Origin of the sequence: Arthrobacter glacialis, from assembly GCF_002909445.1 — a bacterium.
Classification (GTDB): domain Bacteria; phylum Actinomycetota; class Actinomycetes; order Actinomycetales; family Micrococcaceae; genus Specibacter; species Specibacter glacialis.
Genome location: NZ_PPXC01000012.1, coordinates 39,477 through 63,944, shown reverse-complemented (window position 1 = coordinate 63,944; position 24,468 = coordinate 39,477). Strand labels below are relative to the sequence as shown.

Annotated in this window: 24 protein-coding genes and 1 riboswitch; of the genes, 9 read left to right on the top strand and 15 right to left on the bottom strand. The window is 63.8% G+C overall.

Annotated features, from left to right (window positions below):
* Positions 1-13 precede the first annotated feature (13 nt).
* The 3 genes from CVS27_RS14710 (at position 14) to thiC (ending at position 4,188) form a co-directional block, all read left to right on the top strand.
* Complete coding sequence (locus CVS27_RS14710; protein WP_103466590.1) at positions 14-622, top strand: TetR/AcrR family transcriptional regulator; 609 nt, start codon at positions 14-16, stop codon at positions 620-622.
* A complete protein-coding gene (locus CVS27_RS14705) occupies positions 619-2,211 on the top strand; it encodes a glycerol-3-phosphate dehydrogenase/oxidase (RefSeq protein WP_243400204.1) in 1,593 nt (530 codons plus the stop codon). Before CVS27_RS14710 ends, CVS27_RS14705 begins: the two co-directional genes overlap by 4 nt.
* A gap of 72 nt (positions 2,212-2,283) precedes the next feature.
* Positions 2,284-2,391: riboswitch (TPP riboswitch) on the top strand.
* A 15-nt stretch (positions 2,392-2,406) separates the two neighbouring features.
* A complete protein-coding gene (thiC, locus tag CVS27_RS14700; RefSeq protein WP_103466586.1) occupies positions 2,407-4,188 on the top strand; it encodes a phosphomethylpyrimidine synthase ThiC in 1,782 nt (593 codons plus the stop codon).
* A gap of 128 nt (positions 4,189-4,316) precedes the next feature.
* Here the strand turns inward: thiC and CVS27_RS14695 are convergent, their stop codons facing one another.
* The 6 genes from CVS27_RS14695 to bioB form a co-directional block, all read right to left on the bottom strand.
* The gene (locus CVS27_RS14695) at positions 4,317-4,898 is read right to left on the bottom strand and encodes a dihydrofolate reductase family protein (protein ID WP_103466584.1); all 582 of its coding nucleotides are present in this window, start codon (positions 4,896-4,898) and stop codon (positions 4,317-4,319) included.
* A 169-nt stretch (positions 4,899-5,067) separates the two neighbouring features.
* Positions 5,068-5,754: a dethiobiotin synthase gene (bioD, locus tag CVS27_RS14690; RefSeq protein ID WP_103466582.1), complete on the bottom strand. Its 687-nt coding sequence runs from the start codon at positions 5,752-5,754 to the stop codon at positions 5,068-5,070.
* Positions 5,751-6,839 (bottom strand): cytochrome P450, encoded by a 1,089-nt coding sequence (locus CVS27_RS14685; RefSeq protein ID WP_103466580.1) that lies wholly within the window; start codon positions 6,837-6,839, stop codon positions 5,751-5,753. The genes bioD and CVS27_RS14685 overlap by 4 nt, the downstream gene beginning before the upstream one ends.
* Positions 6,836-7,981: an 8-amino-7-oxononanoate synthase gene (locus tag CVS27_RS14680; RefSeq protein WP_243400203.1), complete on the bottom strand. Its 1,146-nt coding sequence runs from the start codon at positions 7,979-7,981 to the stop codon at positions 6,836-6,838. The genes CVS27_RS14685 and CVS27_RS14680 overlap by 4 nt, the downstream gene beginning before the upstream one ends.
* A complete protein-coding gene (locus CVS27_RS14675) occupies positions 7,981-9,351 on the bottom strand; it encodes an adenosylmethionine--8-amino-7-oxononanoate transaminase (protein WP_103466578.1) in 1,371 nt (456 codons plus the stop codon). Before CVS27_RS14675 ends, CVS27_RS14680 begins: the two co-directional genes overlap by 1 nt.
* The gene (bioB, locus tag CVS27_RS14670; RefSeq protein ID WP_103466576.1) at positions 9,344-10,420 is read right to left on the bottom strand and encodes a biotin synthase BioB; all 1,077 of its coding nucleotides are present in this window, start codon (positions 10,418-10,420) and stop codon (positions 9,344-9,346) included. Before bioB ends, CVS27_RS14675 begins: the two co-directional genes overlap by 8 nt.
* A gap of 111 nt (positions 10,421-10,531) precedes the next feature.
* Here bioB and CVS27_RS14665 point away from each other — a divergent pair, with 111 nt between their 5' ends.
* Positions 10,532-11,059, top strand: a complete 528-nt coding sequence (locus CVS27_RS14665; RefSeq protein WP_103466574.1) for a TetR/AcrR family transcriptional regulator C-terminal domain-containing protein — start codon at positions 10,532-10,534, stop codon at positions 11,057-11,059.
* Between the two features lie 184 nt (positions 11,060-11,243).
* On the opposite strand, the gene CVS27_RS14660 is transcribed toward CVS27_RS14665, so the two are convergent.
* From CVS27_RS14660 to CVS27_RS14645, 4 genes are all read right to left on the bottom strand, one after another.
* The gene (locus CVS27_RS14660; protein ID WP_243400212.1) at positions 11,244-12,614 is read right to left on the bottom strand and encodes a TrkH family potassium uptake protein; all 1,371 of its coding nucleotides are present in this window, start codon (positions 12,612-12,614) and stop codon (positions 11,244-11,246) included.
* Between the two features lie 506 nt (positions 12,615-13,120).
* Complete coding sequence (locus CVS27_RS14655) at positions 13,121-13,372, bottom strand: hypothetical protein (protein ID WP_103466572.1); 252 nt, start codon at positions 13,370-13,372, stop codon at positions 13,121-13,123.
* A 23-nt stretch (positions 13,373-13,395) separates the two neighbouring features.
* A complete protein-coding gene (locus CVS27_RS14650; protein ID WP_103466570.1) occupies positions 13,396-14,436 on the bottom strand; it encodes an NAD(P)-dependent alcohol dehydrogenase in 1,041 nt (346 codons plus the stop codon).
* Positions 14,437-14,796: 360 nt separating this feature from the next.
* Complete coding sequence (locus CVS27_RS14645; protein ID WP_103466568.1) at positions 14,797-15,723, bottom strand: helix-turn-helix domain-containing protein; 927 nt, start codon at positions 15,721-15,723, stop codon at positions 14,797-14,799.
* A gap of 547 nt (positions 15,724-16,270) precedes the next feature.
* On the opposite strand from CVS27_RS14645, the gene CVS27_RS20850 reads away from it, so the two are divergent.
* A complete protein-coding gene (locus tag CVS27_RS20850) occupies positions 16,271-16,408 on the top strand; it encodes a hypothetical protein (protein ID WP_165788317.1) in 138 nt (45 codons plus the stop codon).
* On the opposite strand, the gene CVS27_RS14630 is transcribed toward CVS27_RS20850, so the two are convergent.
* Positions 16,395-16,934, bottom strand: coding sequence for a flavodoxin family protein (locus CVS27_RS14630; protein WP_103466561.1), 540 nt, complete (start codon positions 16,932-16,934; stop codon positions 16,395-16,397). The two genes, CVS27_RS20850 and CVS27_RS14630, sit on opposite strands and share 14 nt — an antisense overlap.
* 139 nt (positions 16,935-17,073) lie before the next feature.
* On the opposite strand from CVS27_RS14630, the gene CVS27_RS20845 reads away from it, so the two are divergent.
* Complete coding sequence (locus CVS27_RS20845; RefSeq protein WP_165788160.1) at positions 17,074-17,211, top strand: hypothetical protein; 138 nt, start codon at positions 17,074-17,076, stop codon at positions 17,209-17,211.
* A gap of 46 nt (positions 17,212-17,257) precedes the next feature.
* On the opposite strand, the gene CVS27_RS14625 is transcribed toward CVS27_RS20845, so the two are convergent.
* From CVS27_RS14625 to CVS27_RS14615, 3 genes are all read right to left on the bottom strand, one after another.
* The gene (locus tag CVS27_RS14625) at positions 17,258-17,980 is read right to left on the bottom strand and encodes a VIT1/CCC1 transporter family protein (RefSeq protein ID WP_103466559.1); all 723 of its coding nucleotides are present in this window, start codon (positions 17,978-17,980) and stop codon (positions 17,258-17,260) included.
* Between the two features lie 31 nt (positions 17,981-18,011).
* Positions 18,012-18,086: a universal stress protein gene (locus CVS27_RS14620; protein ID WP_243400211.1), complete on the bottom strand. Its 75-nt coding sequence runs from the start codon at positions 18,084-18,086 to the stop codon at positions 18,012-18,014.
* Between the two features lie 259 nt (positions 18,087-18,345).
* Positions 18,346-20,793 carry a phosphoketolase gene (locus CVS27_RS14615; RefSeq protein WP_279325120.1) on the bottom strand — a complete coding sequence of 816 codons (2,448 nt, stop codon included), beginning with the start codon at positions 20,791-20,793 and terminating at the stop codon, positions 18,346-18,348.
* A gap of 206 nt (positions 20,794-20,999) precedes the next feature.
* Here CVS27_RS14615 and CVS27_RS14610 point away from each other — a divergent pair, with 206 nt between their 5' ends.
* From CVS27_RS14610 to CVS27_RS14600, 3 genes are all read left to right on the top strand, one after another.
* A complete protein-coding gene (locus CVS27_RS14610) occupies positions 21,000-21,509 on the top strand; it encodes a universal stress protein (RefSeq protein ID WP_103466553.1) in 510 nt (169 codons plus the stop codon).
* 431 nt (positions 21,510-21,940) lie between these two features.
* Positions 21,941-22,885: a universal stress protein gene (locus CVS27_RS14605; protein WP_103466551.1), complete on the top strand. Its 945-nt coding sequence runs from the start codon at positions 21,941-21,943 to the stop codon at positions 22,883-22,885.
* Positions 22,886-22,887: 2 nt separating this feature from the next.
* Positions 22,888-23,808, top strand: coding sequence for an amino acid kinase family protein (locus tag CVS27_RS14600; protein ID WP_103466549.1), 921 nt, complete (start codon positions 22,888-22,890; stop codon positions 23,806-23,808).
* Positions 23,809-23,868: 60 nt separating this feature from the next.
* Here the strand turns inward: CVS27_RS14600 and CVS27_RS14595 are convergent, their stop codons facing one another.
* On the bottom strand, positions 23,869-24,351 hold the full coding sequence (locus CVS27_RS14595; protein WP_103466547.1) for a pyridoxamine 5'-phosphate oxidase family protein: 483 nt from the start codon (positions 24,349-24,351) through the stop codon (positions 23,869-23,871).
* Positions 24,352-24,468: the final 117 nt, after the last annotated feature.

Here is a 24,468-nt window from a genome sequence, read left to right as displayed (position 1 = left end):
TACAGTGTGACACATGACGTCACAACGTACCAACGTGCAGGCCGATGCCACGCTCCTTTCCGCAACCCGGGATTCAGTGGTGCTCCACGGTGTCCGCCGAACCACTGCCAACGACATTGCCGAGCGGGCTGGCATTTCGCGCATGACCTTCTACCGCCGGATGGGTTCGGTGGAGAATGCGGTGCTGGCAACCCTCACCCATGAGTTCCGCAGCTACGCGAACACCGTACGGATCGGCACGCCCACTGGTACCGGGCGCCAGGAGCTGGTGCACTTCGCGGTGGAAAGCGTCCGGGTGTTTGCCACCTCAGAACTGCTGGCGTCCATCGCCGAGCGAGACCCGGAATTCCTGATCCCCTATGTGACGGATCGATTTGGTGCCAGCCAGCAGCTCATCCTCGACCAGCTGCGCACACTTCTGGACGCAGGCGTGACGGACGGCAGCATCGAAGCGGCCGGGGGGACAGCCACCACGCTGCTGCTGGCATTGCAGGGCGTGGCCCTGTCCTCACGGGTTCTCCTGAAAACGGACGCCTTCGAGGACGCTCTGGCAGAACTTGCCAAGATGCTGGAACGCTACCTCACGCCGTCGAACAACGGTGCACAGCAGAGCGGAGCATGACCATGAAAAACCCGAGCTGGATCAACTGCGAAAGCCGCCAGCGGGCACTCGAGCACGTGGCCCACCACACGGTAGACGTGGTGGTGGTGGGCGGCGGCATCACCGGCGCCGGTGTGGCCCTGGACGCCGTGAGCCGCGGACTCAGCGTGGCCCTCATTGAAAGCCACGACTTCGGCGCCGGAACCAGCGGCTACAGCTCCAAGCTCATCCACGGCGGGCTGCGGTATCTGGCCAGGATGGACTTTGCCGTGGCCTGGGAATCGGCCATGGAACGACGCTGGCTCATGAGCAACATAGCCCCGCACCTGGTCCGCCCGCTGGGGTTTGTCATCCCGGACGCCCGCAGCGCCCCGGCCTGGGAGGGCGCGGCTGCAGCGCTGGGTGTGGTCATCTACGACGTGCTGCGCAGACTGTCCGGACTGGGCAGCAAAACGCTGCCGCGGCCCCAGCTCCTCTCCAACCAGGCGGTGACCGCACTGGCGCCGGCACTCGACGTCACGGCACTGCGCCGCGGCTACCTCTACTGGGACGGACAGGCCGTGGACGACGCCCGGCTGGTGCTCGGCGTGGTCCGCACGGCAGCCCGGCACGGGGCCCATGTGCTGCGCGACGTCAAGGCCAGCAGCCTGACCGCGACAACCGTGGAGGCCGTGGACACTCGCACGGGGGCGCGCGTTGCCATCCAGGCTCGCGCGGTGGTCAACACCACTGGTGTGTGGGCTGGCGACTTCGAGCCGCAACTGAGCGTGACCCCCAGCAGGGGCACCCATCTGGTGGTACGGGCGGAGCGGATGGGCAATCCCCATGCCGCGCACACGGTTGGCGTGCCCGGGCACTTTGGCCGCTACGTCTTTGTGCTGCCGCAGCCCTGCGGCCTGGTGTACATCGGGCTCACGGATGAGGCGGACCACACCGCCGACGGCCACCGGCCCCAGGTTCCGGAGCACGACGTCGACTTCCTCTTGGACGTTGTCAACGCCACCTTGACGGTACCGCTGACACGCGAGGATGTGGTGGGTTCCTTCGCGGGACTGCGGCCCTTGGTGGAGGCCGCCCACGGGGACGGTCCCGACGGTACCGCCGACATTTCACGCCGGCACCTGATCCGGGATGTCCCCGGGGCGCCCATCACGGTGGTGGGCGGAAAAATGACCACGTACCGCCGGATGGCCCAGGACGCCGTGGATGCAGTGGTGGCCCGGCTGGGGATCGAAGCCTCCTGCCGCACCAAGACCCTGCCGCTGGTGGGTGCCGCGTCCGCCACGGTGCTCGGAACCATTGACGCACCTGCCAGGCTCGTGGCGAAATATGGCACGGAAGCCGCTGCGGTGCAGGCGCTCCAGCTGCAGGATCCGCGGTTGGCGGAGCCGCTGTTTGACGGGACCGAGATCACCGGCGCGGAACTGTTTTTCGCCGTTCAGGCTGAGGGGGCCGCCAGCATGGCGGACCTGTTGGAACGGCGCACCCGTCTGGCCTTTGTGCCCGCTGATGCGGCCCTGGCCCGTGGGCGGGCGGAGCAGATCCTTGCCATGGCAGAGTCATTTTCCAGCCGGGAGCAGACAAGCGCACGGAACGAGGCGGGGGAGTGAGCCTGGCCGCTGGCCCCGCCGCCGGTTGAGCTTGCATGGCCAACGGTGGGCCGTAGTGCGTGGTAGCGTTTCTTCCGACCACACGGGAGCCCTTGCAGGGGCTGAGATCAGGCTGAAGCAGCCTGCGACCGTTGAACCTGTCCGGGTAATGCCGGCGAAGGAAGTGAGCAATCCGTGAACCCCAAAGCAATAACAATGACCCCTGCCCCCAAAGGTTTGGAACAGGCTGAAACGCAATCCCTGAAATCACATTCACTGGCCTTTGATGTGGATCCAGAGTCAGGAATTCGTGTACCAGTCACAGAAATCGCGCTGGAGCCGTCTCCCAACGGCCAGGCCAACGCGCCGTTTCGCGTCTACCGCACGGCCGGGCCGGGCAGCGATCCGGTAGTGGGCCTTCAACCCTTTCGAAGTGCTTGGATCAGTGCCCGCATGGACACGGAAATCTACCGGGGGCGCACCAGAAATTTGCTTGACGACGGCAAGTCCGCGATGCGCCGGGGCGCTGCCTCAGCAGAGTGGAAGGGATTGGTTCCAGAGCCGCGCCGCGCACGGGCCGGTCAGCGCGTTACGCAAATGCACTATGCCCGCCGCGGCATCATCACCCCAGAAATGCAATTTGTGGCAATCCGGGAAAACTGCGACGTGGAACTGGTGCGCAGCGAGGTGGCGGCCGGCCGGGCCATCATCCCCAACAACATCAACCACCCGGAGTCCGAGCCCATGGTCATTGGGCGGGCCTTTTTGGTGAAGATCAACGCCAACATTGGCAACTCGGCCGTCACCAGCTCCATCGCAGAGGAGGTCGACAAACTGCAATGGGCAACCCAGTGGGGTGCCGATACTGTCATGGACCTGTCCACCGGCGATGACATCCACACCACCAGGGAATGGCTCATCCGCAACGCCCCGGTCCCGATCGGCACCGTGCCGATCTACCAGGCCCTGGAAAAGGTCAACGGCGAAGCCAACGCCCTGACCTGGGAAATCTTCCGGGACACGGTCATTGAACAGTGCGAGCAGGGCGTTGACTACATGACCATCCATGCGGGTGTCTTGCTTCGCTACGTCCCCTTGAGCGCCAATCGTGTGACTGGCATTGTTTCCCGCGGCGGGGCCATCATGGCGGGTTGGTGTCTTGCCCACCACCAAGAGAATTTCCTGTTCACGCACTTTGACGAGCTGTGTGAGATCTTCGCCCAGTACGACGTGGCATTTTCGCTGGGCGACGGCCTGCGCCCAGGCTCCATTGCCGACGCCAACGACGCTGCCCAATTTGCAGAACTGGACACCCTTGCCGAATTGACGCAGCGGGCGTGGGAACACGATGTCCAGGTCATGGTTGAAGGCCCGGGACACATCCCGTTCCACCTGGTCCGGGAAAATGTTGAACGCCAGCAGGAGCTTTGCAAGGGAGCCCCCTTCTACACACTGGGGCCGCTGGTTACCGACATAGCACCTGGGTACGACCACATCACCTCGGCCATCGGGGCGACGGAGATTGCCCGCTACGGCACAGCCATGCTTTGTTACGTGACCCCCAAGGAGCATTTGGGCCTGCCCAACAAGGACGATGTGAAGACCGGGGTGATCACCTACAAGATCGCCGCGCATGCTGCGGACCTGGCCAAGGGGCACCCCGGGGCGAGGGAGCGCGATGACGCCTTGTCCAAGGCCCGATTCGAGTTCCGTTGGCGTGACCAGTTCGCATTGTCGTTGGATCCTGTCACTGCCGAGTCCTTCCACGACGAAACGCTGCCTGCCGAACCGGCAAAGACCGCCCACTTTTGTTCCATGTGCGGCCCGAAGTTCTGTTCAATGCGCATCAGCCAGGACATCAGGGACGAGTATGGTTCGGCCGAGTCGCAGGCGGCCATTGCCGATATGTACGCGGGCATGCGTGAGAAGAGTCAGGAGTTTCTGGCAACCGGGGGCAAGGTGTACCTGCCGGAACTCGCCGTTCCTTTGCGGCCATAGAGCCACGATAGTGGTGGCGGGGCGCAACGGTTTGCAGATGTGAAGAAATAACCTCTCGGAAACGGGAGGTTATTTCCTTATGGGGGGATGTCGGCTGGCGGACTGCTTCGCGTACCGGCTCAGATCGGTCAACGGCGCACCCGATAGCGCAGGTGAAGCACCCGGTTTCCCTGAATCACCACGTCGGGATCCTCCAACAGGTGCTGTGCGTTGACCGACCCGAAGTAGCGCTTGCCGGACCCGAACACGACGGGTACGACGTCCATGCGCACCTCCTCGACCAGGCCCGCGGCTAGCACCTGGCCACCGACATCGCCAGCGGCGACCTCGACGATGCGGTCGCCCGCGAGCTCCTGCGCCTTGGCCACGGCTGCCTCGACGCCGTCGACGAAGTGAAACGGCGCCTCGGGGTCCCAGCCCTCGGGCTTGGGCCTGTGCGTCACGACGACCACGTGGTCGACCCCTCCCGGAGGCTTCCCGTCCCAGCCGTCCGTCATGTCGAAGACGTGGCGGCCAACGATTGTCGCCCCGATCTGGTCCCAGTACGGCCGGATGTAGTCATAGGACGTCTGTGAGACCATCAGCACACCGCTGTCGTCCAACGGGACGTCACCACTGAGCAACCAGTCGAACAGCGGTCCGGGCTGGTCGTTCATGTCCGCGACGAAGCCGTCCACCGATACCGAGCTGTTCATGACCACCTTGCCCACAGGGCCCTCCTTTGCTTTGGGTTGCCCACATTAGCAGCTCTCCACAGGTGAGGGTATAGCCGACGTGTGATGCTGTCGGCGGCGGTCGTCAGCGCGTCGTCCTCGCCCATCGTCGCCGTCGGACAAGACAGGCGAACTGGTTCTGCCCGCGAAGAACTAACGCAATCTCTTAGCAGTGAGGCAGGTGCAGCCACTGGGTCGCCAGTTCACGGAATGTCCGCGGTGCCAGCCGGGATGCCCCGGCTGGCAGGCAGCCCAGAAACTGCGTTCCCTCAGTTCCGCGCAGGCTTTCGCGGTTGCTGAGTTCAACGTCCGACGGCGTTGCCGGCCAGGAGCCGATCACCAGTGCCGGGCCGGCAAAGCCGCGGCGGTGCAGTGCCTCCACTGTCAGGGCGGTGTGATTCAGCGTTCCCAAACCACTGCGGCACACCACCACGAAATGGCTCAGGGCGGCTCCCGTGGCAGCCGCCGCGAGGTCCGCCAGGGTGTGGCTGTCGGCATCGAGTTCCACCAGCAATCCGCCGGCGCCCTCCACCAGCACGTGGTCATGGCTGGCGGCCAGTTCCGCAATGCGGGCCACATGGTGAGTCAGATCCGGCAATTCACGATTGGCCCGGCCCGCGGCGGCACGTGGCGCCATGGGGTCACCGAGCCGGATGCCCTCATGAATCGAGTGGACGCCGCTGAGCCGGGAAACCTCGTCAACGTCGCCGTGCTCGCTTCCGGAAACTCCGGTTTGGGTCGGCTTGTAGATGGCCACGGCGGCCCCGGCGGCTGACAGCGCCACGGCCAGGGCCGCCGTCGTCAGCGTTTTGCCAACCTCGGTGTCGGTGCCCGTTATGTAGGTGACGCTCATGGGAATTCCTTGCTGGAGAGTTGGGCAGTGACAGTGAGCGGGGCCTGAAAGGAAAGCAGCCGCAGCCACTGCGGCGGGGCACCGGCCGGTTCAAGGAGGGGCAGGGCTCTGGCGGTTTCCTCCAGGACCAGCGCGGTTTCCAGTTCGGCCAGTTTTGCGCCGAGGCAGCGGTGCAGGCCGTGGCCAAATGCCAGCGAATAGGCGGTCGGTGCCGCCTGCCCGGGGTGCCGTCCCGACAATTCCAACAAGATTTCCGCCCCGGCCGGGATGGCCTGCCCCGCCACCTGGGTGTCGCGAAGGGCAGCGCGCCGCCAGGTGTGGACGGAGGATTCGGTGGCCAACACCGCGCGGACATGGTTGCGGGCGGCCTCCGGTTCACTCAGGGCGGCCCAGCTGCCGGTGGTTGCCCGGGCGGCGGATTCAAGCCCGCGGAACAGCACCGTGTTGATGAGCTGCGCGGTGGTTTCCTGGCCGGCAATGACCAAGAAGTAGCCCAGGGAACACACCTCGGCGCTGGAGAGGCCTGCGGCGTCGAGCACACCAAACAGCGATGAAGTGCCCCGGGCGGCTGCCGCCTCCTGCCGAAGCCACACGTAGAATTCCGCGGCACTGTGGGCCAGGAGGAGTTGCCGCTCGGGATCCGGCCAGCCCCAGAACAGCTCCAGGGAATCCCTGCTCCACCGTTTCAAGAGGTCCAGCTCCGGCGTGGGTTGCCCCGTGAGCTCGGCCATGACGACGGGCGGGATGTGCTTGCCCACGTGCTCCGCCAGATCCACCGGGCCCTGCCCAAGCGCCATGCTGGTGGCCGCGAGCCTGTGCCGTGCCAGCTCACGGACCCGCGGTTCAATGGCGGCAACCTTGGCGGGCGTAAAAAAGCGGCCCACCATGGTGCGCACTGCTCGGTGCTGGGCCCCTGTGGCAGAAGCCAGCACCGGGGGCAGCGCAAAACGGACCTTGCTCAGAATGCGCAGAGTGGCCGGGGCCAGCGGAACCACCGAGGTCAGGGCGTTGGTCGGGGCAAAGTCGTCCGTGCGGCGCATGATGTCCCGCACCTGGGCAGGCTCGCCAATGACTGTGTAGCTCAAGACGGACCACCGTTCCTGCCGGCTGCCAGCGCACGCGCCACGGTGTTGGCAGCCCATTCCAATTCCGTGTCCGTGAGGCTGGCGCGGGCCGTCAGTCGGAGCCGGGATACGCCGTCGGGCACGCTGGGCGGGCGGAAGCAGCCCACGGAGACACCCTGTGCCCGCAGCTCCGCTGCCAACTCGGCTGCCCGGCTGGCCGATTCCACCGGGATGGATTGGACGGCGCCCGCGGCCTGCGGAACACCGCACCGGGCGGCCAGAACGGCCGCGTTCGCCAGCACCCGCTGCGCCAATTCTGGCTCCTGCCGGACAATGGCTGCTGCGCGCGCGGCTGCGGCAGCCGCGGCCGGTGCCAGGGCCGTGTCAAAGATGAACGTCCTGGCCGTGTTAACCAGGTGGTCCCGGAGCAGGGCCGAGCCCAATACGGCTCCGCCCTGGGACCCCAGCGCCTTGGACAAGGTGGCTGTCACGGCAACATGCGCCGCGCCAGCCAGTCCGGCGGCATGGATGGCGCCCCGCCCCTGGCCGGCGACCCCGAGACCGTGGGCGTCGTCCACCAGCAGCAGGGCGTCAAAAGTGGCGCACAGGCCGGCGACGGCGGCCAGATCGGAGGCATCGCCGAGCACGGAGTAGATGGATTCCAGCACCACGATGGCCCGCGGCTGGGTGCGGTTGGCCAGGGCAGCGGCAATGGCGGCCACGTCGTGGTGGGCCACCTCGAGTGCGGGGGAGCGGGAGAGCCTGATGCCGTCAAGCAGGGATGCGTGCACGTGGGCGTCGTGGATGATGAGAGTTCCGGGGCCGCCCAAGGCTGTCAGTACCCCGATGTTGGCGGTGTAGCCGCTGGAGAATGCCAGCGCCGCCTCCTGTCCGGTCAGGAGGCACAGCTGTTTTTCCAGATCCTGGTGGGCCGCCGTGGTGCCGCACACCACGCGGGAACCGCGGGCTCCGGCGCCGAATTGGTGCAGAGCCTGGGTGGCTGCGTCAATGACGCGGGGATCGGCGGCGAGACCCAAATAGTCGTTGGAGGCCAGATCCACCAGCGTGTTCTGCGGCTCGGTGCTGCGCTGAAGTCCGCGCCGTTTGCGGACATCGGCCCGCGAGCCAAGCCACGTCTGCATGGCGGTTGTTGCACCGGCCATCAGCCGTGCACCTGGGCCACGGCGGCACAGATTCCTGCGCCGATCGCGGCCACGTCGTCGGCTGAGCTGATGAACGGTGGCATGGTGTAGATGAGGTTGCGGAACGGCCGGATCCAGACACCGCACGCCAGGGCCGCCGCTGTTGCGGCTGGCACATCCACGGGCGAGGACAGTTCCACCACACCCACGGCACCCAACACCCGGACTTCCTTGACCGACGCCTGCGAACGCGCCGGGGCCAGGGCAGCAGCCAGGCCGTGTTCGATGCCGGCCACCTGATTTTGCCAGCCGTGGGTTGTCAGCAGGTCCAGGGAGGCCGACGCTACGGCGCACGCCAGGGGGTTGGCCATAAAGGTGGGTCCGTGCAGCAGCGCCCGGAGCGGGGAGTTGGTGACCACTTGGGCCGCACGGGCGGAGCACAGCATGGCGGCCAGGGTCAGGTAGCCGCCGGTCAGGGCCTTGCCCACACACATGATGTCCGGAACCACGTCCGCCCATTGCGAGGCGAACAGTTTCCCCGTCCGGCCAAAACCTGTGGCGATCTCATCCACAATCAACAGCAAGCCGTTCTCATCGGCCACCCGCCGGGCTGCGGCCAGGCATTCGGGGGCATAAACGTACATGCCGCCAGCGCCCTGCAGTACGGGTTCCACAATGATGGCCGCCAGCTCGTCCCTGTGGGCGCGAACCGTTGCCTCAAGGGCGGCAATCCATGTGGACACCTCAGCCGTGTCGGCACTCAGCACACCACGGACGAGCCGGGCGGCGGGCGGACGCGGCAGGAACAACTGCTCGGCAATGTTGGCGGGAAAAGCCGCGTGCATGCCGTCTACTGGGTCGCACACACCCATGGCAGCGAAGGTGTCGCCATGGTAGCCGCCGCGCAGCGCCAGGAAGCGGCTGCGTCCGGGCCGGCCGTTCCCCAACTGGAACTGCACAGCCAGCTTCAGGGCCACTTCCACGGACACCGAGCCGGAGTCGGCAAAGAACACATGGTCCAGCCCGGTCATGGCGGCCAATTGTTCGGCCAACCGCACGGCCGGCTCATGCGTCAGGCCGCCAAACATGACGTGGCTGAAGCGGCCGGCCTGTTCCAGCAGGGCCGCATCCAAGGCGGGGTTCCGGTAGCCGTGGATGGCTGACCACCACGAACTCATGGCATCCACCGCCTCAAAGCGGCTGCCGTCCTCCGAGGAGAGGCTCAGCCGCGTGCCTTGTGCACTGTGCACAGCATAGGGTGCGTCACCGTCCAAGGGGGCATAGGGGTGCCACAACAATCCGCGGTCGCGCTGGATGAGTGTGGCGCGGACAGGAGGAGTGTCCGCTGCGGCCGCCGTGATGGTTGGTGCCGCTCCGGTGCCATCAAGCATTGGGGGCCATCGACGTGCCCGCGCCCCGGCGGCGGATGGTGAGGGACCCTTCGGGGGAGGGCGCGCCGTCGTCCGTCTCTTGGTCCTGATTGCTGCCCAGCACCACAAAACCGTTGTCCGCAATCATGTCCAGGTCCGCCGTAGCCTCCTGGCCTTCGCTGGTGAGGTAGTCGCCCAGGAAAAGGGAGTTGGCCACATGCAGGGCCAGCGGCTGGAGCGTGCGCAGGTGCATCTCGCGCCCGCCAGCCATGCGCAGCTCCGTGGCGGGGCAGGCAAAGCGGACCAGGGCCAGCACGCGCAGGCAGGCGGCAGGGGTCAGCAGCCAGGTGCCCTCCAGCGGGGTCCCGTCAAAGGGCATCAGGAAGTTCACGGGGATGGAATCGCTGCCCAGTTCGCGCAGGGCAAACACGGCGTCTATGAGCTGATCGTGGCTTTCGCCCATGCCCACGATCACTCCGGAACAGGGGGAGAGGCCTGCGTCCTTGGCCTGCTCCACGGTGCGCACGCGGTCGGAAAACTCGTGTGTTGAGCAGATGTCCGCGTACATCTCCTCGCTCGTGTTCAGGTTGTGGTTGTAGGCGTCGACCCCGGCGGCCTTCAATCGTCCTGCCTGCCCCTCCTTGAGGATGCCCAGGCAGGCGCACACCTCAACGTCGGGGTGCTGGTCCTTGAGCTCGCTGACCATGCCGGCCACCCGGTCCACGTCCCGGTCGCTGGGGCCCTTGCCGCTGGCCACCATGCAGACGCGCGAGGCGCCGGCGCGGATGCCGGTGGTTGCCTGCGCCACGGCATCTTCGGGCTTGAGCCAGGTGTATTTCAGGATTTGCGCAGCCGAGCCCAGCCGCTGCGAGCAGTACGTGCAGTCCTCCGGGCACAAGCCCGATTTCAGGTTGACCAGGTAGTTCACCTTGACGGTGTTGCTGAAGTGGGCGCGGCGCAGGCGCGCTGCCGCTGCCGCCACCTCCAGCAGCTGGTCGTCGGTGGATTCGAGGATGGCATGTGCCTCCTCGCGGGTCAGGGTGGCGCCGGTCAACTGCCGGCCGGCGAGGTCATCAAAGTAATTGAACACCGTTCAATTGTGCGAGGTGGGTGTGCTGCTGTCAATTGGGGCCACCTTCCATGGGGGAAGATGGAGGGGTGCCGCTGGGGCATGCCAACACAGCTGAGGGGACCGGAGCCAATGGCGTTGACACGCGAGCAGATTGTCGATGCCGCCATGGCCATCCTGCGCGACTACGGGCTGGCCGATCTTTCCATGCGCCGCCTGGCCCGGGACCTGGACGTCCAGCCCGGCGCCCTGTACTGGCACATCAAAAACAAGCAGGACCTGCTCACAGTGCTGGCCGGGATGATCCTGGAACCCGTGGGTCAGGCGGGAACTCTGCGCGGACTTGCGCTGGCCATTCGTCGGGCGCTGCTGTCCGTGCGCGACGGCGCAGAGGTGGTGGCCCTGGCCCATGCGCTGGCACCGGATGCGCCTTCGCCAATGCTGCATCTTCGCCAGCTGATGGCCGTACAGGGACTGTCAGCCCAGGAGGTGCAGTGGGCCGCCGATGCTCTCATCCACTTCATTTTGGGCGCCGCCACACAGGAACAGACCCGGGCGGGACTTGCCCGGGCGGGCCTGGTGGGGCAGCTGGACGACGGCGCCGATGCGGCCTTTGAGTTCGGCTTGGGGCTTTTTCTGGCCGGGCTGGCGCGGAGCTAGCCGAGCCGTACAGTGGTTGGACTCAGACCCACGATTGTCTCTCCATGGCTTTCGTCGCGCCCGTCCCCGCTTTTCGTCCCCGTCCCAACGGGGGCGAAAAGCGGGGACGGGCGCGACCGCCAAAAAGCCCAGTCTGCCTTAGATGGCGGAGCCACCGCTCCACAAGCCGCATTGGTCCACACAACTAGCCAATGATGGGCCTTTCCTCGGGCAGCCTGTGCAGTCGTGGCCGCGAGGACAAGGCAATCGCCGAGGCAACGGTGATAGTGCCCAGACGCCCCGTGAACATCAAGGCCATCAGTACCCATTCGGCGCTGGCCGGCAAGTGGTAGGTGATGCCTGTGCTCACACCCACCGTGGCAAAAGCGGAGATAGCCTCGAACAACACCTTGTCCAGGCTGTAGTCGGTGGTCATCAGCAGCAACAGGGTGCCGGTCATGACCGCGGCCACGCCGAGCAGCGCCACGGTCAGTGCCTGCCGCTGCACCGAGGGGCTGATGGATCGGTGGGCGATGGTGACCTGTTCGCGGCCGCGGATCTCATTCCAGATGGCGAAGGCCAGTACCAGGAAGGTGGTGATCTTAATCCCGCCGGCCGTACCCGCACTGCCGCCGCCGATGAACATTAAGACGTTGGTGACCATGAGGGTGTCCTCCGAGGCAACCCCATAGTCGATGCTGTTGAAGCCTGCCGTGCGGGGAAAGACCGTTCCGCCCAGTGCGCCCAGGATTTTTCCACCCGTACTGAGAGGGCCCAAGGTTTCGACCCGGTTCCATTCAATGGCGGCGAAGAATGCGAATCCCACGGCCAGGAGCATGACTGTTCCGTAGACGGTCAGGCGGAGGTGGATGTTCCAGTCCTTGAGCTTCAACCGGCCGCCCAGCAGCTGGATGATCACGGGGAAACCCAGCCCGCCAGCCACCACGGCCACACAAATGGGGACGATGATCCAGGGATCGTCGGCAAAGCCCATCAAGTTGTCGCTGTAGAGGGCAAAGCCGGCGTTGTTGAACGCCGAGATGGCGTGGAAGAAACCGTGCCAGAGGGCCGTGCCCGGATTGCTTTCATACACGAGCCAGAAGCGGACGCTCAGGACGGCGGCCGTGGCCAGCTCAATGGTGGCCATGATCTTGAAGACGCGGAAAAGCACTGCCTTCACGTCACCAAAGTTCAGCGTGTGGGTCTCGGACTGCGCCACCAGCTGGCCCCTCAACCCGATGCTTTTGCGCACCAGCAGTGCCAGCAGGGTGGCCAGTGCCATGATGCCGAACCCGCCAACCTGGATCAGCGCCAGGATGACAACGTGGCCAAAGGGCGTCCAGAACGTGGCAGTGTCCACGGTGATCAGGCCTGTGACGCAGACGGCCGAGACGGCTGTGAAGAGTGCCGGCATGAGGAACTCGGTGTCACCGGCCGTGCGTGAGAACGGAAGCATGAGCAGAGCCGCCCCAACGAGGATCACCGCGAGGAAGGCCAGCGGCACCGTGCGGACAGGATGTTGCAGGGCGCCGGCCAGCCGGGACCCCTTTTTTGAGGCGGGTCCCTTGAAGTCCAGTGACCTGCGGGTCACCGGGGAGTCGCCGGGACGGCACTTTCGCGCAAGAATCTTCAACACGGTGTCCGTTCGGTTCCGACGGAGCGGACACAGCCTGGAAGGCAACCCTGTGGTGCTAGGAGCTTGGGTGTTTGCATCAGTAGGGCCTTTCCGTTGTCAAGAACATCTCTGCCAGCTGTCCTCCGGGCGGCGCCCCTTCGCTGCCGGCCATGCAGGTCCTGAGCTAGGCGGCACGCACCATGGAGCCTAGCACCGGTCATTCGCCAACTCGGCGGTCTTTACGAAACCTTTACGCCCGATTCTTGGCCACGAAACCGCCAACCCCTGCAGGCAGAAACCTCCGGTAGATGACCGGGGCCAAGCCTGCGCTGTGGCACTCAGGCCTCCTCGTTTAGGCTCGCTCATCTCGATTGTCCGAAAGGTTCGTGTAACCCCGGGGTGGCGGAGGGCATCCGAACAGCGCAGCAAATCAGCCCGCAGCCCGGGCGCAAGGCGTCCACGATCCTTCAGCCCGCGGCGGACGCAAGAAGGCTTGAAGGCAAGTAATCCGAGGCAAGCGACGCAGAGCCGAACGTATTTGCCCGGATCAAGGCCGACACCACGGTGAAGCCAGCTACGCTCAAGGCGACCTGGATCAACCGTTGGGGGCGGCCCATCTTTGAGGTTTCCACAACATCCGTGGAGCTCGGCCACGAACACTGGCTGTCCTTGACGGCACGGAAAGCGGCCGTGGTGGCGATCCCGGATTGGATCACCATCACGGCCGCTGGCCCGTCATGGTTTAGATCGTGGCTGCGTCGATGACGAAGCGGTAGCGGACATCGGATGCCAAAACACGCTCGTAGGCTTCGTTGATTTTGCTGGCCGGGATGACGTCGATCTCCGCGCCGATGCCGTGTTCGGCACAGAAATCGAGCATTTCCTGGGTTTCGCGAATGCCGCCAATCGCGGACCCTGCGAAGGAACGGCGGCCCAGGATCAGCGAGAACACCTGAACCGGGAGCGGTTCGGCCGGGGCGCCGACGTTGACCAGTGCGCCGTCGAGCCGCAACAGCTGCAGGAAGGCGTTGATGTCAATGAAGGCGCTGACGGTGTTGATGATCAAATCGAAGCTGCCGGCGAGATCGGTGAACGTGTTTTCATCACTTGTGGCGTAGTAGTGGTCGGCGCCCAGACGGAGCCCGTCCTCCTGCTTCTTCAGCGACTGGGACAGGACCGTGACCTCGGCACCCATGGCGTGGGCGATCTTGACGGCCATGTGGCCGAGCCCGCCCAAGCCGACGACGGCGACCTTCTTGCCGGGACCGGCGCCCCAGTGACGCAGGGGCGAGTAGGTGGTGATGCCGGCGCAAAGAAGTGGTGCCGCCACGTCCAGGCCCAAGCCTTCGGGGATGCGGACCACGAAGTTTTCGGTGACCACCACGTGGGCTGAGTAGCCGCCCTGGGTGATGGTGCCGTCGCGGTCCACTGCCCCGTAAGTGCCGGTATTTCCGGCCAAGCAGTACTGTTCCTCACCGGCCTGGCAGTTGGCGCATTCGCCGCAGGAGTTCACCATGCAGCCCACGCCCACCCTGTCACCGATGGCATGCCTGGTGACTGCGGAACCAACTTCGGTGACGATGCCAGCGATTTCGTGTCCTGGTGCCAGCGGGTAGCTTTGCGGGCCCCAGTCGCCGCGGACTGTGTGGATGTCCGAGTGGCAGATGCCCGCGTATTTGATCTCGATCAGGACATCGTGGGGACCCACGGCCCGGCGCTCGATGGTGGTGGGGACCAGCTCGCCGGTGGCGGAGGGTGCGGCGTAAGCGTTAACGGTAAACATGATTTCTCCTGTTGTTGATGTACAGAGGTGGATTGTGGATGGCCGACGGCGGCACGTGGCAGGCGCCGTCGGCTAGCTAGGTGGGGAAGGCTGGCCGGCCGTTCCCTCGGTGGCGAACAGGATGAATCCTGTCAGGGCCATGACCAACAGGATCGCCCGGGGCAGCCGGTCGCGGGTGGAGAATGGGTGGGAGGTGCCCTACTCATGGTCATGGTTGCCCCGTGCTACTTCTAGTCAACACGAGAGTTTGGGCCGTAAACAGGCCGCGGTGTTAGGGGGTACCAGCAGGGACCCCCACAAAAAGGCCGCGGGCAGCATCGAACCAGCCGTCGCGCAGATAAGAATGCCCCAGCGGATGTCCTATTGGTCCAGATCAGCGGGCATGACCCGCTGCTCGTGGGCCTTCTCTGGCCCGGCGGGCGCGGCGGCGGCATTTTCGGCTTGTCTGTTGGTTGCCGCCCACATGGCCAGCAGCCGCAAACCATCTTCCGAGGCGGATCCCGGCTCGGCACTGTAGGTAATCATGGTCAGGCCAGGTGTTGCCGGCAGTTCCAAGGCATCGAAATGCACCCTGAGCTCGCCGACCACCGGGTGGTGGAACGTTTTTGCACCCGTCCTGTGAAGACGGACATTGTGTTGGGCCCAGCGTTTGCGGAATTCGTCGCTGCGGGTTGAGAGTTCCCCGACCAAGTCAATCAGGCACTTATCCATGGGGTTGCGTCCGGCCTCGGTGTGCAGCATGGCCACGGCCATGTCCGCAGCAAGATTCCAGTCCGGGTACAGCGATTGGGACTTGTGGTTGAAAAAGGCGAACCGGGCAAAATTCACCGGCCGGGTTGGATCCTCGAAGGCCCCTGAGTACAAGGCCCGGCCCAGCTCATTGAACGCCACTATGTCCAGGCGGCCGTTCTGCACAAAGGCCGGGATGCCCACCATGCTGTCCAAGATGCGCTGCACGCTGGGATGGATTCCCTTAGCTGCTTGCCGCCGTGGGCGTGTGGCCGGCCCGGCTGCCCTGGCCAAATTGAACAAGTGTTCGTGCTCGGCCTCGTTCAGCTGAAGGGCCCGCGCAATGGACTCCAACACAGCGTCCGAAACACCGGCAAGGCCGCCGCGCTCCACGCGGGTGTAGTACTCCACGCTCACGCCCGCCAGAAGAGACACTTCCTCGCGCCGAAGCCCCGGGACACGACGAATGCCGCCGAAGGTGGGCAGCCCGGCCTGTTCGGGTGTGAGCTTTGCTCGTCGGGAAGCAAGGAATTCCCTGATTTCACTACGGTTGTTCATACATACAACGTTACTTCCCGTGGCCATCTGCGAGGGAGTCCCTGTCAGGGCCTGCCTTGCCGGACTGAGGCGAGCGTGCGGTCAATGACCCATTCTCCGTCGCTGTGCTCGAAGCTGTTTAGCAACTGCAGCCACTGGGAAGGGGGCCCTGCCAGTACCCGGATAGGCAGGCACTGACACAGTTGCGGCACTTGCTGTGCACTGGTGATTATGGAAACGACATTGACTTCTTTGGGGTTGGTTTGCCGGAAATCCAGGCCAGCATAAACCACTCGCCCACGGCCCTCGCCTGGCTGCAAAACGCTTCTACGCTTGTCTTCCGCGGGCTGCTGCTAATAGGTGCGCGCGCCGGCACCATGATTGCCTTCTTCTTTTCGCCACGCAGTTCTTCCGGAGCGTCTATGGCTGGACGCAACTTTAAGCCGGGCTTGGCTTCCTGCCCATGACGGTGGTTCAGTTTGTGTTCTCCTTGTCCGTGTCACGTTTGACGCGGAAAGTCGGCAACGCGCCCCTGTGGGTCGTCGCCCTTGCGTTGGTTTTGTGAGGCATGGTGCCGATCTCCCACACCGCTGCCGGTGCACCCTTCCAGGTCGCCGTAGTGGGGCCGATGCTGCTCAGCGGACTCGGTCAGGGGCTGGCCTTTGGCCCGCTGACCGCCGCCCAAGCCCGAGTTAGTGGTGGATAAACTGTTCCATGGCCTTGCCCACGCTAGCGCCCCAGTTCCGGGCCCGGGCCAGCTCTCCGTCGTCGAGAGTGTTGTCTTTGGACACCAGGAAGCTCTCCGGCGAAATGACCGCGCGTGAGCCTCGTTTGGTGAGAGCATGCCCAATATGCCCCGATGCCGCTCCTGTGAGAATCCGCGCCAAGTCCCTGCGGGTGTCAAAGGCCGCAGACAGGGCTGGCACCAGGTCCAGGTCCTTGGTCCATTCGCGCACCCCCATCCCCGCCGCCATGAGTTCAAGTGACAGATTCTTCGATGCATCCTTGGCCCACGTTGTTGCTTCTTCGCGTGAAGCGGGCCTTGTCATGCCATGCGCGTGAGTGGGGCCACCGAGAACAAGCAAGTCAGCCGAACGCGCGGCCTCCAGAGCTCGCGGGTCGTTGACGTTTGCCGTGATCACGGTTCCAAAGGGTGTCAATCCTTCAGCGATGGCCAGGGCAATGGCGCGTGTGTTGCCAAACATGGACTCATAGACGACGGCGATGCTCATCGTGATGACCTTTCTCGGGACAAAGGGGTGGCGGGGTGCTTAAACAAGCCTTGCTGGCCCTGCTCTATTCCACTAGGGCCGAACGTCCCGCCACGCCCTATTGCGCCGCCCGCAGGCTGCGCGACCCACACTTCCCTGCATGGCTGAAGAGCAGTGTGTTCTTGTGGTGGATGACGCAGCACCGGTTTCGATGCTGGCCGAGCTGCTGGGCGGCTACCACAGCCGGTGGGTTCGGCCGTTGGACCATAGATTGTCGAACGGCTGGGCAAGCTCGTGACGGACATTTTTCAACGATGTCGGGGCCCTCAACAGGTCGAGCGCAGCTAAATGACACCGCTGGCCCCGAGCGCGCTGCCGATGCCGTAGGTTGCCGCGAGGGCTAGGGCGCCGCCAATGACCAAACGGGTTGCCGAGGTTGTTTTGGAGCTGCCTCCGATGGCTGCGCTCAAGGTTCCTGTGAGGGCAAGGGCCAGCAGGACGGCCAGGAACGTGACTGGGATCCGCCACTCCGCGGGCGGCAGCAGGATGGCGAGCAGAGGCAGGAGAGCGCCGGCGGTAAACGCTGCCGCGGAAGCGTAGGCCGCTTGCCAGGGATTCGCTTCCTCATGCTGGCTAATGTTGAGTTCCGCTGACAGGTGCGCCGATAGGGCATCGTGGGCCGTCAGCTCAAGGGCCACCTGATCCGCCGTGGCCGCGCTGAGTCCTTTGGCCCTGTAGAGGCCTGTGAGTTCGGCCAACTCTCCCTCCGGGTCTTCGAGCAGTTCGAGTCGTTCCTTCTCGATGAGTGCCCGTTGGCTATCGCGCTGGCTGCTGACGGAAACGTACTCACCCAGGGCCATGGAAACGGCACCGCCAACCACCGCGGCGACTCCTGCCACAAGAATCGGTGTGGGTGAGTTCGTCACACCAGCAACTCCAACTACGGTTGCGGCGACGGAGACTATGCCGTCGTTGGCGCCGAGCACGCCTGCCCGCAGCCAGTTCAGGCGCCCGGCGATGTTGGCCGTGTGCGGTTCGTTGTCATGGGACCCCATCAAGTTGCTCATGTGCCCAAATTAGCAGGGTAGACCCAAGAACTCATGCAGGAGCTGCGTGCACAATGAGCACCGGACAATGGGCGTGCGCGGTGCAGGCGGTGCTGACGGAGCCCATCAGCAGCCCCATGAATCCGTCAAACCCACGCCAAACGCGCGCTCAATGGAATGGTCGAAGACATCTTGAGCGGCGCCCTTGAAATCTATGCTCCCCAGGGAAAAGGGGACTTGGTAAACGGTTGGGAAATTTCAACATGCCATGGCCTTCACCCGGGCCCCAGCGCAACGGCGAGCTTCTCGCCTTGACGGGGGGGCTTCGATGGAAGACTCAGAACCATCAACACCCACGATGATGGTGGCAGGTTCTTGTTCATCTCTCATGGCGCATCTCCGATCTCGGTTGGGGGTGTCCAGACCCATTCGCGAACCTCCGGCATATCCTCCAGATGCTGGCGAATGTACGTTTCGTGATCGGCCAGCATGATCCGGCAATGATCCGCCAGTTCCCGAGCACCGTCAAAGTGCCCACTGACCCGGTGCAGGGCTTCCAAGGCAAGGTGGTAGCGGCTCATCTTGTTGAGCACCACCATGTCAAACGGAGTCGTGGTGCTTCCTTGTTCGCTATAGCCGCGAACATGAAACCTGCCTGGATTCACTCGACCATGTAGGAGCTGATGGAACGCGCGGGCGTATCCGTGCCACGCCACAATGACCTCACCATTGGTGGTGAACAGTTTTTCAAAGTCAGGCTCGGACAGGCCGTGCGGGTGGACGTCCGGCGGCGGCAGCACCAAGGCGTCCATCACATTGATCACGCGCACCCCAAGTTGGGGAACATGATGCTGGAGCAACCACGCTGCAGCCAACGTCTCCTCCGTAGGGACGTCACCGGCGCACGCAAGAACAATGTCCGGCTCAGTCTCCCGCGCCTGGCTTTCGTTCCCCGCCCAATGCCAGATGGATGCACCCGCGGCGGCGTGCCTTCGGGCGTCCTCCAGATTCAAGTACTGGGGGTGGGCCTGCTTGTCCACCACCACCAGGTTGACGTAGTCCTTGCTGAGCAGGACATGTTCTGCTACAGCCAGCAAGGTGTTGGAATCTGGCGGAAGGTAGACGCGAATGACGGAACCAGACAGCGACAGGACAGTATCGATCAGGCCCGGCCCCTGGTGGCTGAACCCATTGTGGTCGTTGCGCCAACACGTTGAGGTGAGCATGATGTTCAGGCTTGGCACGGGTTGCCGCCATGGCAGTTCGCGGGCATGCTGGAGCCATTTTGCATGCTGGATGGTCATGGATGCGCTCACCATGGCGAAGGCCTCATAGGTGGCGAACAGACCGTACCGCCCGCTAAGAACGTATCCCTCAAGCCAGCCCTGGCACAGATGCTCCGAGAGGACCTCCATGACCCGACCATTCGGGGAAAGGCGGTCATCGCCGTCCCGCACCGGCCCCATCAGGCACCTGTCGGTGACTTCAAAGACGGCGCCCAAACGGTTGCTGTTGGTCTCGTCCGGGCTAAACAGCCTGAAACGGGGATCATGAGCCGTGTCTGTGTAAACATCCCGCAGCATCTCACCCAAGGGTTTGGTGGTTTCATGTTTCATTGACCCTGGTGTGCCAACCTCCACGGCGTAATTTTCCAAGGGACGCATCGGTAGAGGAGCCACGTCTGAGCCGCCGTTTGCCCACGGGTTGGCGCCCATGCGCAGATCCGCATCGGGGGCCAAGGCCGCCAGATCGGGCACCAGCCGGCCCTGCGGGTCAAAGAGCGTTTCGGGTTTGTAGCTGCGCAGCCACGCTTCAAGCTGGGCCAGGTGGGCCGGGTTTTCGCGAACGCCTGCCAACGGGACCTGATGGGAACGGAAAGTGCCTTCCATGGCGACGCCGTCAACAAAGTCCGGCCCCGTCCACCCTTTCGGGGTGCGCAGGATGATGGCTGGCCAGGGTGCAGGAGTGCTTGCACTGGTATGGCGTGCCTGCTCCTGAATCTGCAGAATCCGTGCGTGCGCGCTGTCCAACGCTTGGGCCAGCATGGGGTGAACCAGGGCAGGATCACTGCCGGAGACCACCACTGGGTCCCAGCCGTGTGCGCGCAGCAGCGCCATGACCTGCTCGTCGGATTGGCGTCCAAGGACTGTGGGGCCGGAGATCTTGTAGCCGTTGAGGTGAAGTATGGGCAATACGGCCCCGTCCCGGCGTGGGTTGATGAAGGCTGGAGCTTTCCACGCGCCCTCCAGCGGGCCGGTTTCTGCTTCCCCGTCGCCAATCACGCAGGCCACGATCAGTTCCGGGTTGTCCATGACTGCACCCGTGGCATGGGCCAGCGAATAGCCCAGCTCCCCGCCCTCATGAATGGAACCCGGTGTTGGGGGACCTACATGACTCGGAATGCCCCCGGGGGTGGAAAACTGCCGGATCAACCGCAGCAGCCCCTTGGGGTCCTGACTGACGCGGGGATAGATCTCGGAGTAGCTCCCCTCCAGATAAAGGTTGGCGATCACTGCCGGACCACCATGTCCGGGGCCGGCCACGAACAGGACTCTGGCCCCGGTATTGCGAATGAGCCGATTTAAATGGACGTAGATCAAGGACAGTCCTGGGCTGGTTCCCCAATGGCCCAGCAACCGTGGTTTGATGTGCTCCGCCGTCAGTGGGGACGTCAAAAGAGCATTCTCTTGAAGGTAGATCTGCGCCACCGTCAAATAGTTGGCAGCATCCCAATAGCGGTTCATGAGTGCAAACTCGTCTGCGGCTCGTCCTGGTTGTTTGGATTCCGTACCGCTTTGCTGTCCGTGGCTGCTTCGGGCGAGCTGACTGTTCAAGACTGTCTCCGTCTCCTCAGGTGGTGGCTCAGGCCCAAACGACAGGCCCACGGACACAGGAGTAGCACGTCCGCCAATTCAAGAGTGGCACTATCTGCACTCGATGGTTAGGGACTTTTGACCCTGTGCAGCAACCTTCGCCGGCGTCGATCATTGAAGCAGCAAGACTTGGGAAAAGCGAAAGCGGGAGAAGAATGGATCACGCCATGCAAGAAAAGACAATCCACGACGGCCCGCGCATCGTGGTCGGTGTGGACGGATCGCCCCAGTCAGTGCTGGCACTCCAGTGGGCACAAACGTTGGCGCAAGCATTGGATGCAACCATCACCGCCGTCACGGCTTGGCACATGGAGACGGTTTTTGGCTCGTACATAGTCCCCGACTGGGACCCTGATGAAGGTGCACGCCAGATTCTCAAGGACGCCGTGCAGGAGGCCTTTGGCGGCAACCCACCCGAAGGGTTTAGCGGGGTGTGTGTCCGCGGTACGCCCGCCAAAGTGTTGATGGAGCACAGCAAGTCCGCGCGGATGCTCATTGTGGGCTCCCGTGGACACGGTGGATTCGCGGGCATGCTGTTGGGATCCGTCAGTTCGGCCTGCGCCGAACATGCAAGCTGTCCCGTCCTGGTTGTTCACGGTGAGAGGGATGCAGTGAGGGTGCCGGTGTCGGTGGGTGCAACTCATGGGGACGGCGACGCTCCCGTCAGAGACAGCTGAGGCGGCGAAACTAACACAACGTTCCATCACCGGAACCAGCCACCTCAGCGTTGGGGACGCATAAGGCCAGCTCGTGGAGGGTGCTGAAATCTCCTGGGGGATGCCACGCATTCGGTGGTCATTGCTGTCATGTTGTTGGTGAGTGTCGAATTGGGGTTCAGCAATGAATTTCGCGCCGAACGGGCTGCCGAGGCTACTCATTCACGCGTCACGCACACGGTTGTGGCCCTTCGGGACCGAATCCCTGCCAAATCGACGTAGTGGATCTGGTGCCCGGTGACGCAGTCCGCCTGGGTCTGGGGGAGCGTCAGTAACAGCAGATGTCATCAACCTAAAGATCCACTGTCATCCAGGGCTGACTCGGGCCCGAGAGATTCGTGGGGGATTGTCCGGAGCCACTGACCTTGCAAAACTAGAAAGGCTGACCACTCATGGTCTTAGAACCTCAGATAATGGTGGGGGTGGATGGTTCACCCGCCAGTCGTGCCGCCCTCGAATGGGCAGCGCGACGGGCCCAGCGACAAAAACTGCCGCTTCTGCTGGTCCACGCCGTGCCGGATTATTTGGTCTTGCCGGAGCGGGTTGAATACCAGAGTGTCCGGGGGTCTCTCGAGGGCATGTTGGACAGTGAAGCCAACAGTGTGCGCGGGTTGGCCCCCGCTGTGGAGGTGCGCAGCAGCCTCCTCTTTGGCGAGCCTGCCCAAGTGTTGGCAGAACTTTCTGCTCGTTCCTCCATGGTGGTAGTCGGGACGGACAGAACAGCCGATGTTTACGGTGAGGAATTCGGCACGCTCAATGTTCAACTCGCCATGATCGGGCGATGTCCCGTGGCAGTCATCCCCGAACCCGGGAGCTCCGTGCGTACCGGCGTCGTGGTTGGTATTGATGGTTCTCCTGAGTCCATGGCCGCCGCGTATTTTGCTGCCGCGGAGGCTGCACACACTCGGCAGGACCTCACAGTCATTTGTGTCTCACATTCCCCGGCAAGGTGGGTGCATCCCAGTGCCGACGGATCCTTGGAAAATCAGCAAATTGGCACGCAGGGGCGCATGATCTTGGAAACTGTTGTGGCCGCTGTGCGTGCCCGGCACATACACCTCACAGTTTTCGATCGATTCGAGCAACACGATGTGCCGGCGCAGGTGCTCATCGAGGCAGGGAAAGGTGCTGCCATGCTCGTGGTGGGAAACCGCGGCAGGGGAGCCACACACCATGCGCTCATGGGCTCGGTTACGCAGCAGCTCCTTTTGGATGTTCCGTGCCCCCTTGTCATAACGCAACAGGAATATGCAGGCACAGCCGCCCAACAGTCCAAGGACCTGGGCGCAGGCCAGCAAATGCCAGCGCCTGTGCAGATCTCCCCAAGGGGTTTCTAAGCATGCGCCTTGTAGTAGCTATTGGCGGCAACGCGCTTCTTCACCGGGGAGAGATACCGGATGCCAAGACCCAGGTCGTCCGCCTAGCTTTGGCTGCGCCAGCACTGGTGGCACTTGCCGCAGAACATGAGGTGGTCATTGTTCACGGCAATGGTCCGCAGGTTGGCTTGTTGGCGATGCAGACAGGCGATGATAGTTCACTGACTTCCCCCTACCCTCTGTGGGACTTGGTTGCTGAAAGCCAGGGACTGATTGGTTACTGGTTGCAGGAAGCCTTGGGCCACGCGGGACTGGCCAAGGATGTTGTGGTGCTCGTCTCGCGGACTCTTGTGGATCCCACAGATCCGCGCCTGTTGGTGCCGACGAAGTTCGTCGGATCAATGTATGACGAGTCCGGCGCGCACGCTCTTGCGAGGAAGCACGATTGGACTGTCGCAGCCGATGGTTCCGGTTGGCGCAGGGTGGTTCCGTCACCGCTGCCCATCCGTATTCTTGAGAGCGCACAGGCAATGTTGCTGCTCGACGCCGGTGCAACGGTGGTCCTGGCGGGCGGCGGCGGCGTCCCGGTTGTGCCCGATGGGCCCGGTTTTCGTGGGATCGAGGGGATCGTGGACAAGGACTACGTTGCCGCCAGGGTCGCGGTCGACATTGATGCGCAGATGCTGGTTATTTTGACGGATGTCCAGGGTGTCATGAGCAATTTTGGGACGCCGAGCGAAGAACTCCTCAAGACCCTGAAAATCCAGGACATTGAGGGAAACTGCTTCCCGGACGGGTCCATTGGGCCCAAGGTCAGGGCAGCAGCGGACTTCGTGACAGCCAGTGGTGGGCGCGCCCTCATCGGCTCCCTGGACAATCTTGGCGCGATCATGGACGGAAAGAGCGGGACTGAAATCCTGGGGCCCGGCACCACTTCATCTTGATAGTGGCAGGCTTGGCAGGCTTGGCTGGCATGAGTGCCAGCCAAGCGGCTCGTGCTGGCGCTACTCGAAAGACGCGCGCCGTGCATCGGACAAAGGTGTACTCCAAATATCAGGTCGGGTGACCTTGAACCTCCGGCCGCTGAGGTTCAGGGGCAGGATCCGCATCAGGTGGTTCTTGATGCCGCCCTGCCAGGGCTCCAGTGTGAGGGTTTCCGCCTCGGCAAGCCCGGAACCAGCCCTGATCGCAAGGACCGTGCCCCGCAGAACAACGCTCCACGCCTGCTCTGTTGAGGGATCGTAGCCATCGATTTCAAAGGCAACTGGGGTGTTGCTGGTGGAGCCGGCGAGTTTGGTGCCTTCGGCGGTTCGAAACACGAGTGACTCGTTGTCCACTGCGTAGTTGATGGGAAAAATGTCGGGGTGATCCTCGGTCACAACTGCCAGGCGCCCAATGACCGCTCCGCGCAGCAATTGCCAGCATTGGTCCTGTGACAGCGAGTCAATCTCCGGTGTGGTCCCTGATGGTGGCGTCTTAATAGTCATGGGATCGACTCTAGGCCCTTTGGTCCTGTGAACGTAGAGTACAAAGTCCCCAGCCTCGGCCCCAATGGGAGGTGCCTGGCCTGCTGACCGCGGACGCCGGCCGGCAACGGGGGTAGC